At 40.0% G+C, this 14355-nt stretch carries 24 protein-coding genes; all 24 read right to left on the bottom strand.

The window, feature by feature from the left end; translation table 11 throughout:
- Window positions 1-49: 49 nt before the first annotated feature.
- Window positions 50-1354 carry a preprotein translocase subunit SecY gene (gene secY / locus B3R79_RS02280; protein ID WP_154454897.1) on the bottom strand — a complete coding sequence of 435 codons (1305 nt, stop codon included), beginning with the start codon at window positions 1352-1354 and terminating at the stop codon, window positions 50-52.
- A gap of 16 nt (window positions 1355-1370) precedes the next feature.
- A complete protein-coding gene (gene rplO, locus B3R79_RS02285) occupies window positions 1371-1811 on the bottom strand; it encodes a 50S ribosomal protein L15 (protein ID WP_168261044.1) in 441 nt (146 codons plus the stop codon).
- Between the two features lie 143 nt (window positions 1812-1954).
- Window positions 1955-2137, bottom strand: coding sequence for a 50S ribosomal protein L30 (rpmD, locus tag B3R79_RS02290; RefSeq protein ID WP_154454895.1), 183 nt, complete (start codon window positions 2135-2137; stop codon window positions 1955-1957).
- Between the two features lie 14 nt (window positions 2138-2151).
- Window positions 2152-2646 (bottom strand): 30S ribosomal protein S5, encoded by a 495-nt coding sequence (gene rpsE / locus B3R79_RS02295; protein ID WP_293693509.1) that lies wholly within the window; start codon window positions 2644-2646, stop codon window positions 2152-2154.
- Between the two features lie 18 nt (window positions 2647-2664).
- Window positions 2665-3021 (bottom strand): 50S ribosomal protein L18, encoded by a 357-nt coding sequence (gene rplR / locus B3R79_RS02300; protein WP_167829288.1) that lies wholly within the window; start codon window positions 3019-3021, stop codon window positions 2665-2667.
- A gap of 103 nt (window positions 3022-3124) precedes the next feature.
- Entirely contained in the window at window positions 3125-3661 is a 537-nt protein-coding gene (gene rplF, locus B3R79_RS02305; protein ID WP_154454893.1) for a 50S ribosomal protein L6, read from the bottom strand.
- A gap of 113 nt (window positions 3662-3774) precedes the next feature.
- Window positions 3775-4173 carry a 30S ribosomal protein S8 gene (rpsH, locus tag B3R79_RS02310; protein WP_154454892.1) on the bottom strand — a complete coding sequence of 133 codons (399 nt, stop codon included), beginning with the start codon at window positions 4171-4173 and terminating at the stop codon, window positions 3775-3777.
- A 99-nt stretch (window positions 4174-4272) separates the two neighbouring features.
- Window positions 4273-4458 (bottom strand): type Z 30S ribosomal protein S14, encoded by a 186-nt coding sequence (locus tag B3R79_RS02315; RefSeq protein ID WP_003062863.1) that lies wholly within the window; start codon window positions 4456-4458, stop codon window positions 4273-4275.
- Between the two features lie 17 nt (window positions 4459-4475).
- Window positions 4476-5018, bottom strand: coding sequence for a 50S ribosomal protein L5 (rplE, locus tag B3R79_RS02320; protein WP_154454891.1), 543 nt, complete (start codon window positions 5016-5018; stop codon window positions 4476-4478).
- Between the two features lie 27 nt (window positions 5019-5045).
- A complete protein-coding gene (gene rplX, locus B3R79_RS02325; RefSeq protein WP_003062858.1) occupies window positions 5046-5351 on the bottom strand; it encodes a 50S ribosomal protein L24 in 306 nt (101 codons plus the stop codon).
- A gap of 79 nt (window positions 5352-5430) precedes the next feature.
- Window positions 5431-5799, bottom strand: a complete 369-nt coding sequence (gene rplN / locus B3R79_RS02330) for a 50S ribosomal protein L14 (protein WP_154454889.1) — start codon at window positions 5797-5799, stop codon at window positions 5431-5433.
- 24 nt (window positions 5800-5823) lie between these two features.
- Window positions 5824-6084, bottom strand: a complete 261-nt coding sequence (gene rpsQ, locus B3R79_RS02335) for a 30S ribosomal protein S17 (protein ID WP_027972220.1) — start codon at window positions 6082-6084, stop codon at window positions 5824-5826.
- Window positions 6085-6111: 27 nt separating this feature from the next.
- Window positions 6112-6318 (bottom strand): 50S ribosomal protein L29, encoded by a 207-nt coding sequence (rpmC, locus tag B3R79_RS02340; RefSeq protein ID WP_003062854.1) that lies wholly within the window; start codon window positions 6316-6318, stop codon window positions 6112-6114.
- 9 nt (window positions 6319-6327) lie between these two features.
- Complete coding sequence (gene rplP, locus B3R79_RS02345) at window positions 6328-6741, bottom strand: 50S ribosomal protein L16 (RefSeq protein WP_003062852.1); 414 nt, start codon at window positions 6739-6741, stop codon at window positions 6328-6330.
- Between the two features lie 3 nt (window positions 6742-6744).
- Entirely contained in the window at window positions 6745-7398 is a 654-nt protein-coding gene (gene rpsC, locus B3R79_RS02350; protein WP_167829287.1) for a 30S ribosomal protein S3, read from the bottom strand.
- A gap of 12 nt (window positions 7399-7410) precedes the next feature.
- Window positions 7411-7755 (bottom strand): 50S ribosomal protein L22, encoded by a 345-nt coding sequence (gene rplV, locus B3R79_RS02355; RefSeq protein ID WP_003062848.1) that lies wholly within the window; start codon window positions 7753-7755, stop codon window positions 7411-7413.
- Window positions 7756-7771: 16 nt separating this feature from the next.
- Window positions 7772-8050: a 30S ribosomal protein S19 gene (gene rpsS / locus B3R79_RS02360; RefSeq protein WP_000533765.1), complete on the bottom strand. Its 279-nt coding sequence runs from the start codon at window positions 8048-8050 to the stop codon at window positions 7772-7774.
- 104 nt (window positions 8051-8154) lie between these two features.
- The gene (rplB, locus tag B3R79_RS02365; protein ID WP_003062844.1) at window positions 8155-8988 is read right to left on the bottom strand and encodes a 50S ribosomal protein L2; all 834 of its coding nucleotides are present in this window, start codon (window positions 8986-8988) and stop codon (window positions 8155-8157) included.
- 17 nt (window positions 8989-9005) lie between these two features.
- On the bottom strand, window positions 9006-9302 hold the full coding sequence (locus B3R79_RS02370) for a 50S ribosomal protein L23 (RefSeq protein WP_154454888.1): 297 nt from the start codon (window positions 9300-9302) through the stop codon (window positions 9006-9008).
- On the bottom strand, window positions 9302-9925 hold the full coding sequence (rplD, locus tag B3R79_RS02375) for a 50S ribosomal protein L4 (protein ID WP_293693515.1): 624 nt from the start codon (window positions 9923-9925) through the stop codon (window positions 9302-9304). Before rplD ends, B3R79_RS02370 begins: the two co-directional genes overlap by 1 nt.
- Window positions 9926-9947: 22 nt before the next feature.
- Window positions 9948-10574 (bottom strand): 50S ribosomal protein L3, encoded by a 627-nt coding sequence (gene rplC, locus B3R79_RS02380; RefSeq protein WP_154454886.1) that lies wholly within the window; start codon window positions 10572-10574, stop codon window positions 9948-9950.
- A gap of 76 nt (window positions 10575-10650) precedes the next feature.
- Window positions 10651-10959, bottom strand: a complete 309-nt coding sequence (gene rpsJ, locus B3R79_RS02385) for a 30S ribosomal protein S10 (protein WP_002885653.1) — start codon at window positions 10957-10959, stop codon at window positions 10651-10653.
- A gap of 254 nt (window positions 10960-11213) precedes the next feature.
- A complete protein-coding gene (locus B3R79_RS02390; RefSeq protein WP_204984842.1) occupies window positions 11214-12512 on the bottom strand; it encodes an MATE family efflux transporter in 1299 nt (432 codons plus the stop codon).
- A gap of 54 nt (window positions 12513-12566) precedes the next feature.
- Window positions 12567-14051, bottom strand: coding sequence for a threonine synthase (thrC, locus tag B3R79_RS02395; protein WP_154454884.1), 1485 nt, complete (start codon window positions 14049-14051; stop codon window positions 12567-12569).
- Between the last annotated feature and the right edge of the window lie 304 nt (window positions 14052-14355).

A 14355-nucleotide genomic window follows, 5' to 3' on the forward strand; every position in this document is an offset into this window, starting at 1 on the left:
TAGATTTATTTAATAACAAAATAGAAGGTTGACAAAGTCAACCTATATTCTATTCTGCTATATTCATGAAACCAACATACTTTCTCTTTAAGAGATAACCTTCAAGTTGTTTCATTCCTTCAATTCCTGTTGAGATCAAGATCAACAAACTTGTTCCCCCTAAAGCAATGCTGCTAGACAAATCCATCATTTGTTGAGCAACAATTGGTGTTAGAGAAATGAATGCTAGAAAAACAGATCCAACAGTGGCTAATTTCTTCAATAATGAAGACAAATAATCTTCCGTTTCGCGTCCAGGTCGAACACTAGGAATATAAGACGCTCCCTTTTGCAAGTTCTCGGCTGTTTTTTCGGGATTGACTTGCACAAAAGTATAGAAGAAAGAGAATAGGATAATTAGCACTGCATAAACAACCATTCCTGTTGGGGTTTGGTAGTTTAATAGTTTTTCAAGGTTCGTTAGCCAAGGAATATCTCGACCATTTGAAATCAACGGGATAATCGTACTTGGAATAGTTGTAATCGAGCTCGCAAAGATAACGGGAATAACGCCAGCTGGATTAATTTTTAAAGGAAGGTACGAACTTGTTGGAGCTCCCTTTTCAAGTTTTGTATATTGAATTGGAATTTTATATTCTGCTTGTTGAACAAATGTGGTAAAGAAAACAATAACCAACACTGCTAAGATCAACAAAGCAACAAAGATGTATGAAGACATTAAATCACTTGAACGAACGTTCACGAAGAAGTCTTCATAAATCGTTGAGATTGCACTTGGAATTGATGAGATAATACCCGCGAAGATAATCATTGATACACCATTCCCAAAACCTTTATCCGTGATTTGCTCACCCAACCAAGTAACAATCATGCTACCTGTTGTTAAAAGAGCGCCAATCAAAAGATAGGTTTTGACATTTGGGGTAGAAACCAATGCTATGCTTGATAAGGTATTAAATCCTGCGGTAATCCCAATAGATTGAACAAATGCTAAAGCAAGAGAAATGTAGCGCGTTGCCTGATTTAACTTACGACGCCCTACTTCACCTTGCTTACTCCATTCGACAAACTTAGGTAGAATGTCCATTTGTAGAAGTTGAACAATGATGGATGCTGTGATATAAGGGCTGACCCCCATTGAAAATACAGAGAAGTTACTCATAGCATTCCCTGAAACAAGGTTCAACATGTTCAAAAAGGGAAGTTCTCCTAATTGCCCTAGGCTTTTCGCATTAATTCCAGGAACTGTAATATGTGTTCCAACACGGAAAACGAAAATAATAAAAAGTGTAAAGAAAATCTTATTTCTAACATTTTTTACTTTTAGCGCATCCTTAAGTAGCTTAAAGAACATTCTATGTCCCCCTCAATTAGATGACTTCGACTGAACCACCTTTAGCTGTGATCGCTGCTTCAGCAGATTTAGAGAATTTAGCTGCTTTAACAGTCAATTTTTTAGTCAATTCACCGTTACCAAGGACTTTAACACCTGATTTTTCAGCACGAACGATTCCAGCTTCTTTAAGAACAACTGGAGTTACTTCTGTACCATCTTCAAAAACATTAAGTTGATCAAGGTTTACAAGTGCGTATTCTTTTGCGTTAACGTTTGAAAAACCACGTTTTGGCATACGACGGAACAATGGTGTTTGTCCACCTTCAAAACCAAGACGTACTTTTCCACCGCTACGTGCTTTTTGACCTTTTTGACCACGTCCGGCAGTTTTACCATTACCAGATGATGTACCACGACCTACACGATTACGTACTTTACGTGAACCTTCTGCTGGTTTAAGTTCATGAAGTTTCATTATTTAATTTCTCCTTTATTTGTAAAATGCTAGCGCCCCTATAGGGGGAAAGGACTCCCTATAGAAACTCGCCTATACCATTATCTAGTTTAAGCCGCAAGAGTTTCCTCTGCGACTTAAACGAACACTCATATTGATGTTAATTATTTAACATCTTCAACAGTTACTAAATGTGAAACCGCAGTAATCATTCCACGGATAGCTGGAGTGTCTTCTTTGACAACTGAGCTATTCAATTTACCAAGTCCAAGTGCGGCAACTGTTTTACGTTGAGCAGGGATGCGTCCGATTGGAGACTTAGTCAAAGTAATTTTAATTTGAGCCATGATGATCTCCTTTCTTAAGCTAAATCAGAAACTGAAACACCGCGAAGAGCAGCGACATCTTCAGCACGTTTAAGTTGTTTCAAACCTTCAACAGTTGCACGAACGATGTTGATTGGAGTGTTTGAACCAAGTGATTTAGATGTAACATCCGCTACACCAGCCAATTCGATGACGGCACGAACAGCACCACCAGCGGCAACCCCCGCACCTTCAACAGCAGGTTTCAATAATACTTTTGCTCCACCAAATTCTGAATGAACTTCGTGAGGAATAGTTGTACCAACCATTGGTACTTCGATCATGTTCTTTTTAGCGCTTTCGACAGCTTTACGGATAGCTTCTGGTACTTCTTGAGCTTTACCAGTACCAAAACCTACACGACCATTACGGTCACCAACAACTACAAGAGCAGCAAAGCGAAGACGACGTCCACCTTTTACAACTTTTGTAACACGGTTGATGGCAACAACGCGCTCTTCAAGTTCAACTGCATTATCTTTAAATGCCATTATTAAGTGTCCTCCCTATTAGAATTTCAATCCGTTTTCACGAGCTGAGTCAGCCAAAGCTTTAACACGTCCGTGATAGAGATATCCACCGCGGTCAAACACCACTTCAGAAATACCTTTAGCTACTGCGCGTTCAGCAACAAGTCTACCGACAACAATGGCTTGTTCTGTTTTAGTTCCTTTTGAAACTTCTTTATCAAGAGTTGATGCACTTGCGAGCGTTACACCCGCTACGTCATCAATTACTTGAGCGTAGATGCCTGTATTAGAACGGAAAACGTTCAAACGTGGGCGATCAGCAGTTCCAGAGAGTTTACCGCGAACGCGACGATGGCGTTTTTGACGGATTTTATTTTTATCTGGTTTCGAAATCACAATTTTCACCTCTTAATTTTTTAAATGATGTCAAAATGACACGTTATAAATACTAGAATAGGAATTTTGCAAGAAGAACTCTCGCAAAAACTCCCATAATCTATTATTTACCAGTTTTACCTTCTTTACGACGAACGTATTCACCAACGTAACGGATACCTTTACCTTTATAAGGTTCTGGAGCACGAAGGCTACGGATGTAAGCTGCTGTTTGACCAACAACTTCTTTGTTGATACCGTTAACGACGATGTTAGTTGCAGATGGTACTTCAAATGAAATGCCTTCTGGAGCTTCTACTTCGTCTTGGTGAGATTTACCGACAGAAAGTACAAGTTTTGAACCTTGAAGTTGTGCACGGTATCCAACCCCACGCATTTCAAGTTCTTTTTTGAAACCTTCAGAAACACCAACAACCATGTTGTTCAAGTTAGCACGAGTTGTACCATGAATTGTTTTCATTTCTTTTGAGTCATTTGGACGGTGAAGTGAAACTTCATTGCCTTCAACTTTGATTTCAATATTTTTGTTAAACTCACGAGTGAGTTCGCCTTTAGGTCCTTTAACAGTTACTACATTGTTATTGTTAGTAACTTCTACACCAGCAGGCAAGTTGATAACTTTATTACCAATACGTGACATAGTTTTATATTCTCCTGTTAAATTGTCAAGCCGCTTAATGCGACGAGTTTTCACGGGGCGACTACTATATGCTTAGTAGTCCATTTGTTAGTAAGAAATGTGTTGTACTTATCTTACCAAACGTAAGCAATAACTTCTCCACCAACGTTCTTTTGACGTGCTTCTTTGTCAGTCAAAAGACCTTCTGATGTAGAGATAATTGCAATTCCAAGTCCGTTAAGAACTTTAGGAACATCTTCACGTTTTGCGTAAACACGAAGACCTGGTTTAGAAACACGTTTCAAGTTAGTGATAACGCGTTCTCCGTTTTGTCCATATTTAAGGAAAACACGGATGATTCCTTGTTTGTCATCTTCGATAATTTCAACGTTTTTCACGAAACCTTCGCGTTTAAGAATTTCAGCAATTCCTTTTTTAATGTTTGAAGCAGGTACTTCCAACACTTCATGTTTTGCTTGGTTAGCATTACGGATGCGTGTTAGAAAATCTGCAATTGGGTCAGTCATAACCATTTTTATATTCTCCTCTTACTAGTAGTTTGAATTACTCACTTGCTAGTTAATGTCATGGGAAAGCAACAGTCATTGCCTTCCTATTCTTATCTCATCGACTTACCAAGAAGCTTTGGTAACCCCTGGGATTTGTCCTTTGTAAGCTAACTCACGGAAGCAAACACGGCAAAGTTTGAATTTGCGGTAAACTGAATGTGGACGGCCACAACGTTCGCAACGAGTGTAAGCTTGCGTAGAGAATTTCGCAGGGCGATGATTCTTAGCAATCATAGATTTTTTAGCCAATTAATTTACCTCCAAAATTATTTTGCGAAAGGCATTCCAAGGCCTTTAAGCAATTCACGACCTTCTTCGTCAGTGTTAGCTGTAGTTACGATAACAATATCAAGACCACGTACTTTATCAACATCATCAAAGTTGATTTCTGGGAAGATCAATTGTTCTTTCACACCAAGTGTGTAGTTACCACGTCCGTCAAAAGATTTTGTTGGAACACCGTGGAAGTCACGCACACGTGGAAGTGAAACAGTAACCAATTTATCTAAGAATTCGTACATACGTTCACCACGAAGGGTAACTTTTGCACCGATCGCTACACCTTCACGAAGACGGAAGCCAGCGATTGATTTCTTAGCTTTAGTAATCAATGGTTTTTGACCTGAAATAAGTGCCAATTCAGCAGCAGCTTTTTCAAGGTTTTTAGCGTTATTTACAGCATCACCAACACCCATGTTAAGAACGATTTTCTCAACTTTTGGGACAGCCATAACTGAAGAATAGTTAAATTTTTCAGTCAAAGCAGGAACAACTTCGTTAGTGTATTTTTCTTTTAAGCGATTTGCCATTATATACTTTTCTCCTTTCCTTCGTGATTAATCAAGCACTTCGCCTGATTTTTTGTTGTAACGAACTTTTTTGCCGTCAACAACTTTGTAACCAACACGTCCTGCTACACCATTTTTGTCAAGAACTTGAACATTAGACACATGGATTGGTGCTTCTTTTTCCACGATAGCACCTTGAGGGTTTTCGTTGTTTGGTTTTTGATGTTTTTTAACGATAGCAACACCTTCAACAACAACTTTGTTGACTTTAGGAAGGGCTTTAAGAACTACAGCTTCAACGCCTTTGTCCTTACCAGCAATAACGCGAACTTTATCGCCTTTTTTTACAAACATTTGGTTTTTCTCCTATTATTTCTTACGCCCTAATGGGCACCCTGCAAAAGCAGGGGACTTAGTTTGTGTTATGTATGAATTAAAGTACTTCTGGTGCAAGTGACACGATCTTCATGAAGCCACCTTCACGCAATTCACGTGCAACAGGGCCGAAGATACGAGTTCCACGAGGTGTTTTGTCTTCGCGGATGATTACTGCAGCATTGTCATCAAATTTGATGTATGAACCGTCTGGACGGCGCGCACCTGATTTAGTACGAACAACTACGGCTTTAACAACATCACCTTTTTTAACAGCGCCACCAGGAGTAGCTTGTTTTACAGAAGCAACGATTACGTCACCGATGTTAGCGAATTTACGTCCTGAACCACCAAGAACTTTGATAGTCAAGATCTCACGAGCACCGCTATTATCAGCAACTTTCAAGCGAGTTTCTTGTTGAATCATTTCAAATTTCTCCTTTTAGTTTGATTAGATAATAACAGCTTCTTCCACAACTTCTACAAGACGGAAACGTTTTGTAGCTGAAAGTGGACGAGTTTCCATGATACGAACGATATCGCCTTCTTTAGCAACGTTGTTTTCATCATGTGCTTTGTATTTTTTAGAATAGTTGATACGTTTACCATAGACTGGGTGGTTACGTTTTGTTTCAACTATAACAGTGATTGTTTTATCCATTTTGTCAGATACAACACGTCCAACAAGTGTTTTACGTTGATTACGTTCCATTATTAGAATTTCTCCTTTCCCAATCTATTATTTCTTTTCTGATTGCACAGTTTTAACACGTGCAATTTGTTTTTTAACTTCGTTCAAACGAGCAGTTTGATCAAGTTGACCTGCTGCAGCTTGGAAACGAAGGTCGAAAAGTTCTTTCTTAAGTTCGTTTTCTTTCTTAGCAAGTTCTTCTTGAGAAAGACCACGAAGCTCTTTAACAAAATCTTTAATTTCTTGAAGTTTCATGTTTTCTCCTTATTCTGCTTCACGTTTCACGAATTTCGTTTTAACTGGTAATTTGTGGCTTGCAAGACGAAGCGCTTCGCGTGCAACTTCTTCAGAAACACCTGCGATTTCGAACATCACTTTACCACGTTTAACTGGTGCTACCCAACCTTCTGGAGCCCCTTTACCAGAACCCATACGTACACCGATAGCTTTAGCAGTGTATGATTTGTGTGGGAAGATTTTAATCCAAACTTTACCACCACGCTTCATGTAACGAGTCATTGCAATACGGGCAGCTTCGATTTGGCGGTTTGTAATCCAGTGGCTAGTTGTTGCTTGAAGACCGTATTCACCAAATGCAACTTCTTTACCACCTTTAGCTTCACCGCGCATTTTTCCACGGAATTCACGACGGTGTTTAACACGTTTAGGTACTAACATTTGTTATTTGCCTCCTTTAGTGTTTTTACGAGCTGGAAGAACTTCACCACGGTAGATCCAAACTTTAACACCAAGTTTACCGTAAGTAGTATCAGCTTCTTCCCAAGCATAATCGATATCAGCACGAAGTGTGTGAAGTGGAACTGTTCCTTCTGAGTAACCTTCGCTACGAGCGATATCCGCACCGTTCAAACGACCAGATACTTGAGTTTTGATTCCTTTAGCACCTGCACGCATTGTACGTTGGATAGCTTGTTTTTGAGCACGACGGAAAGCAACACGTTGTTCAAGTTGACGTGCGATGTTTTCACCAACAAGGTGTGCGTCCAAATCAGGTTGTTTGATTTCAACGATGTTGATGTGAACTTGTTTTCCAGTCAATTTGTTAAGTTTAGCGCGAAGCGCATCAACATTAGCTCCACCTTTACCGATAACCATACCTGGTTTTGCAGTGTGAAGTGAAACAATTACTTTATTTACAGCACGTTCAATTTCAATACGAGAAACTGAAGCATCTGCCAATTCTTTTTGGATGAATGAGCGGATTGCAAGATCTTCATGAAGGTAATCCGCGTATTCTTTTTCAGCATACCATTTCGCATCCCAGTCACGGATGATTCCGACACGCATACCAATTGGATGTACTTTTTGACCCACGATTTTACCTCCTTATTTTTCTGACACAACTACTGTAACGTGAGTTGTGCGTTTGTTGATTGGTGAAGCTGAACCTTTAGCACGTGGACGGAAACGTTTCATTGTTGGTCCTTCGTTTGCGAAAGTTTCAGATACTACCAAGTTAGCTTTTTCCAAACCAAAGTTGTTTTCTGCGTTAGCGATAGCAGAGTTAAGAACTTTTTCAACTACACGAGCTGCTTTGTTTGGAGTGAATTTCAAGATTGCGATTGCGTCAGCAACATTCTTACCACGGATAAGATCAAGTACAAGACGTGTTTTACGAGGTGAAACACGGACTGTACGAGCCATTGCTTTAGCTGAAGTAATTTCTGCCATTGTGTCCTCCTCCTAATTAACGACGTGTTTTCTTATCGTCAGCTGCGTGACCTTTGTAAGTACGAGTTGGTGCGAATTCACCAAGTTTGTGACCTACCATGTCTTCTTGGATGTAAACTGGTACGTGTTTACGTCCATCATAAACTGCGATTGTATAACCGATGAAACTTGGGAAGATCGTTGAACGACGTGACCAAGTTTTAATTACTTTTTTCTTTTCGTCATTTGCTTGAGCTTCAACTTTTTTCATCAAATGCTCATCGACGAAAGGTCCTTTTTTAAGACTACGTCCCATTTTGTAGTTTTCTCCTTTAAAATGTAGTACCACAGCGGCCTGTGTGCAAAAATTGCACACTACCGAGCTGGCGGATGATTATTATAAACTAAGCGACTAAACGATTATTTGTCGTTACGACGACGAACGATAAGTTTGTCAGATTTCGCTTTTTTGTTTCGAGTTTTAAGACCAAGCGCAGGTTTACCCCAAGGAGTAGATGGCGCTTTACGTCCAACTGGTGCTTTACCTTCACCACCACCGTGTGGGTGATCATTAGGGTTCATTACAGAACCACGAACTGTAGGACGGATACCCATCCAACGGCTACGACCAGCTTTACCAAGGTTTACAAGTGATTGTTGTTCGTTACCAACTGTACCGATTGTTGCACGGCAAGTACCAAGAATCATACGAACTTCGCCTGATTGAAGACGAACAAGAACGTATTTACCTTCTTGACCAAGAACTTGTGCAGATGCACCAGCAGCACGAATCAATTCAGCACCTTTACCTGGTTGAAGTTCGATGTTGTGAATAACTGTACCAACAGGGATGTTAGCAAGTGGAAGAGCATTACCAACTTTGATATCTGCATCTGGACCTGAAACGATACGTTGACCAACTTCAAGACCTTTTGGTGCAAGGATGTAAGCTTTCACACCGTCAGTGTAGTGTACAAGAGCGATGTTAGCTGTACGGTTTGGATCATACTCGATAGTTTTGACAACTGCTTCAACACCGTCTTTGTTACGTTTGAAGTCAATTAAACGGTAGTGACGTTTGTGACCGCCACCTTGGTGACGTACAGTGATGCGACCGTTGTTGTTACGACCAGCTTTGTTTTTAAGTGAAACAAGCAATGATTTCTCAGGAGTGCTTGTAGTGATTTCAGCAAAATCCAAAGAAGTCATATTACGACGACCATTTGTCGTTGGTTTATAAGCTTTAATACCCACGTTATTTCCTCCTTAGATTATTCAGCTTCAGCTGCAAACAACTCGATTGCTTTAGAATCAGCTGTAAGAGTGATGATAGCTTTTTTAGTTTTTGAAGTGAAACCAGTGTAACGACCAACACGTTTTTGTTTTGGTTTTACAGTTACAGTATTCACGTTTGCAACTTTAACTCCATCAAAAGCAGCTTCAACAGCTTGTTTAATCAAAAGTTTGTGCGCACGAGAGTCAACTTCAAATGTATATTTACCTGCTTCGAGGTCGTACATAGATTTTTCAGTGATTACTGGCTTTTTGATTACGTCGTACAAATTCATTATGCAAGAACCTCCTCGATTTTAGAGATTGCTTCTTTAGTAACAAGAAGTTTGTCGCTGTTTACGATATCAAGAACACTTGCAGTTGTTGCAGTTGCAACTTTAACGTTTGGAAGGTTACGTGCAGAAAGTGCTGCAAATTCATTACCTTCTTCAAGGATTACAAGTACTTTTGAATCAACATTAAGTGCTGAAAGTACATTTGCAAATTCAGCTGTTTTTGGAGCTGCAAATGAAAGGCTTTCTACAGCTACAAATTTGTCTTCAGCTACTTTTGCTGAGTAAACTGATTTCAAAGCAAGGCGACGAACTTTTTGTGGAAGTTTGTAGCCGTATGAACGTGGAGTTGGTCCAAAGACAACACCACCACCACGCCATTGTGGTGAACGAATAGAACCTTGACGAGCACGTCCAGTTCCTTTTTGACGCCATGGTTTACGACCACCACCAGATACTGCTGAACGGTTTTTAACCGCGTGAGTACCTTGACGAAGGCTAGCACGTTGACTGATGATAACGTCAAATACTACTGATTCGTTTGGTTCGATACCGAAAATAGCATTATTCAATTCAACTGAGCTAACTTCTTTCCCAGTTTGGTCAAATAGTTTTACGTTTGCCATTTAACTGTTTTCTCCTTTCTTATTATTTAGCAGCCTTAACTGCTGATTTGATAGTGATAAGAGATTTCTTAGCACCTGGTACGTTACCTTTAATCAAAATAACGTTTTTCTCTGGGATAACTTGTACAATTTCAAGGTTTTGGATTGTTACACGGTTACCACCCATACGTCCTGCCAAGTGTTTGTTTTTGAAAACACGGTTAGGCGCAACAGGTCCCATTGAACCTGGACGACGGTGATAACGAGAACCGTGAGCCATAGGTCCGCGAGATTGACCGTGGCGTTTGATAACACCTTGGAAACCTTTACCTTTTGATGTACCAGTTACATCAACAACATCTCCAGCTGAGAAAGTGTCAACTGTAATTTCTTGACCTACTTCTAAACCTTCAATGTTTTTGAATTCACGAATGAAGCGCTTAGGAGCAGTGTTAGCTTTTGCTACATGGCCTTTGGCAGGTTTGTTACTCAATACTTCACGTTTGTCATCAAAACCAACTTGAACAGCTTCATAACCGTCTGTTTCAACAGTTTTAACTTGAAGAACAACGTTTGGAGTTGCTTCAATGACTGTTACTGGGATGAATTCACCAGATTCAGTGAAGATTTGAGTCATTCCCACTTTTTTCCCTAAGATTCCTTTTGTCATGAGAGAATATTCCTTTACTTTATTATTTTAAAAAGTTTTTAACGAGCGTTTTTTATGCTCAATAACGAAATCCTTATTAAAGTTTGATTTCTACGTTAACGCCACTTGGAAGATCTAATTTCATCAAAGCGTCAACTGTTTTTTGAGTTGGGTTGATGATGTCGATCAAGCGTTTGTGAGTACGCATTTCAAATTGTTCGCGTGAATCTTTGTATTTGTGAGTCGCACGAATAATTGTGTACAAGCTACGTTCTGTTGGAAGTGGAACTGGTCCAGCTACTGTAGCACCTGTACGTGTTGCAGTTTCAACAATTTTTTCTGCCGCTGTGTCAAGTGTACGATGTTCGTATGCTTTCAAACGGATACGGATTTTCTTATTTGCCATCTTTTTCTCCTTCTCGTCTATTTAAGATAATAGGCTAGCTCCTCAAGAAAACCAACACCTCTTTGCGTGGCAATGCAACCGAGCGTGTCGCAACCTCTTGTATCATAGCTAAAGTTACTGTTTTACAGCACCAGTATATGATAGCAAATTTGAACAGAGTTCGCAAGGGTTTTGCTCTATTTTTTAAAGAATTCGTTTTCAGTTTATCTATCATAAAAAGCAAGAAGCTACTGCTCTTGCTTTTTCATAGATTATTAGGTTGCTGGAGCTGGCTCCAGTGTTTTTAGGTGCCTATGATATAGGAATTTTAATAAGAACCAACGGAAGATATTGTCCGCCAATGTGGCTAACCAAACCCCTTGTAAACCTAAATTAAAGGTGATACCAAGAACGTATCCCAAAACGATACGGATGAGCCACATCCCAATAGTTGTTGCATAAAATGGTAGGCGAGCATTTCCTAAACCTTGCCAAGTCGCTGTGTAAATCAAAGTACCAGCCGTGGCAGGTCCACCAATAAAGGAATAGAAAAGAACTGTGGCACTAGCTTGAAGAGCAACTGAATCGGTCGTAAAGAGTTGGGACAATTCGGTGTGGAAATACCAAAAAAAAAGACCGATAGCAAACATTGGCAACACTGATATGACGTAGGACATTCTCACCAGACGACGAATGGCTTGCGGATTTCTCTGACCTAAACAACGCGCCACAAGAATAACCGTCGCCGTTGCCACACCAAAACCTGGCATAAAGTTAAATTGGATTAAGGTTTCACCAATGGCATTACCTGCGACAACCTTAGTTCCGAATTTAACAATAATGGCTATGATAACCACATCTCCTGCTCGCATCATCAGGCGTTCACCTGCAGCTGGAAGAGCAAGTTTGATTAAATCATCACTCAAACGCCACCTCATGTGCTTAACCATGCGTTTTATCGGCAAGTAATAAGCTAAAATACCTACTGAAATAAAACGTGCTAAAACAGTTGAGCAAGCGACCCCAGCCACGCCCCAATGGCAAATAAAAACAGCTACTGCTGAGAACAGAGCGTTTAGAATATTTGCAACCAAACTGACGTACATCGGCAAACGAGGCTTACCTGTTGACCTTAAAATAGCACCAAAAGTTGTAATCAAGCCGAGGCTAATAATCAAACCACCGACCAGTGCTAGATAAAGCCCACCTGTTTGGGTAACCGCCGTCGCTGTCCCTAATAATTGAAGCATCTGCTTGCCAAGTGTCACGGAGATAAGACCAAGAAACAGGCTCAGCACGATGGTAATTAAGAGAGAATCTGATTGATATTGTACGGTTTTTTGAGCATTCTTCTCACCAATACTCTTGGCGACTAGACTAGAAATCGCAGCTCCAAGAGCGATAAAAACGGCTTGATAAATCGTAATAATATTATTCGCAACAGAAACTCCCGAAACAGCTACTAGACCCACTTGAGCCACTAGATAATTATCCACGACTCCCATGAGCATCTGCAAGAGATTTTCCATCATAGACGGAAAAGCTAATCGAATAATTTCTTTTGATTGTTTCATAATGTGACATTATAGCACAAATAAAAGCCGAGGACAAATCTCGGCTCTTAGAAACTATATCCCTAAAATGCTTTCAACAATGGCTTGCATGCCGTCTGTTGAAACAACGGTATCATGACGAACAGGTAATTTATCAAGGCTTTTAACGGCTTTTGGAATAGCCACTCCTGATAATTTTTCCAAGTCATTAACCGCTGCAAAATCATCTGCTGCAGCTTGCTCTCTGACGGCATCAACCACAACTCGTGGGAATTTATAAGGGCTGGCTGTTGAGGCAATGACCGTTGGAGTTGTGTCTTTCGTACGGTAAAGGTATTTGTGATAAACTGCTGAAGCAACCGCTGTATGTGGGTCTTCAATATAATGTGATGTTTCGTACACGCGTTTGATTTCGGCTGATGTTTCTGCCTCAGTTGCGTAATCTGCTGCAAACAAATCTAAAATAGTATGGTCCACCTCAGGAAGGGTGTACTCACCGTCTGCCACTAATTCTTCCATTAAAGTTTTGGTTTTAGCAGCATCATTTCCTAACAAATGGAAAATCAAACGTTCCAAGTTAGATGACACCAAGATATCCATTGATGGGCTGGTTGTCACTTTGAAATCACGTTTTTTGTCGTAAGTTCCAGTTACAAAGAAGTCTGTCAATACCTTGTTTTCATTTGACGCACAAATCAACTTACCAATTGGAACACCGATTTGACTAGCATAATAAGCCGCTAGGATATTCCCGAAATTACCTGTTGGAACGGTAACATTAATCTTATCTCCAACGCGAATGTGACCATTTTTCACCAATTGAGCGTAGGCATAAACATAGTATACAATTTGTGGCACCAAGCGACCGATATTCATTGAGTTGGCTGATGAGAATTGCAGATTTTGATCGGCCAATTTTTGGCGTAGGGCATCGTCGTTGAACATCTGTTTAACAGCCGTTTGAGCATCATCAAAATTACCTGTAATGGCAACGACATGAGTGTTGTCGCCAGTTTGAGTCGTCATTTGCAATTCTTGAATCTTGCTGACCCCATCTTTTGGATAGAAAACAATAATCTCAGTTCCTGGAACGTCCGCAAATCCAGCCATAGCAGCTTTTCCAGTATCCCCTGAAGTCGCTGTCAAAATCACAATTTTACGATCTACCCCTTGTTTTTTTACAGAAGTCGTCAAAAGGTGAGGCAGGATTGACAAAGCCATGTCTTTAAAGGCGATAGTTGCCCCGTGGAAAAGCTCTAGATTGTATTGCCCTTCTAATGATACCAATGGTGCAATAGCTGGTGTGTCAAATTTGGCATCGTAAGCTGAAGCAATGCAGTGGTCCAACTCTTCTTCTGTGAAATCATCCAAGAAAGCTGACAAGACTAATTTGGCAACTTCTTGGTAAGAGGCATCTTTTAACGTATCAAAATCCAAGTTAACAGATGGCATGGTAACAGGGGTAAACAAACCACCGTCACTTGCTAGTCCTTGTAAAATTGCTTGACTAGCAGTTACTTTATTATTTTCATCGCGCGTTGATTGGTAAATTAACGTCATCACAAACTCCTTATCTTAAATAGAGACTATATGTCCATTCTATCATAATTATCAGAAAATTTATACAAATTTTACCATAATTGTAAAAAGGGGACGACTTTTTTGGCTCGCCCCCTCAACATATTTTTACTATTTTACTTACCAGTCCAACGTGAATCTACACCAGCAATTGAAATCCAAACGCTTGCCAAAACGTTATAGAATAAAGCAGCCACTAACTTCCCTCCTTCCTACTCACGTTTAATCCATTGGTATTATAACGCTAGCCATTCAATCTGTAAAGGGCTTTCATAAACTTTTTTGA

The sequence above is a fragment of the Streptococcus sp. UBA3373 genome (genome assembly GCF_002360305.1).
Taxonomy (GTDB): Bacteria; Bacillota; Bacilli; order Lactobacillales; family Streptococcaceae; genus Streptococcus; species Streptococcus alactolyticus.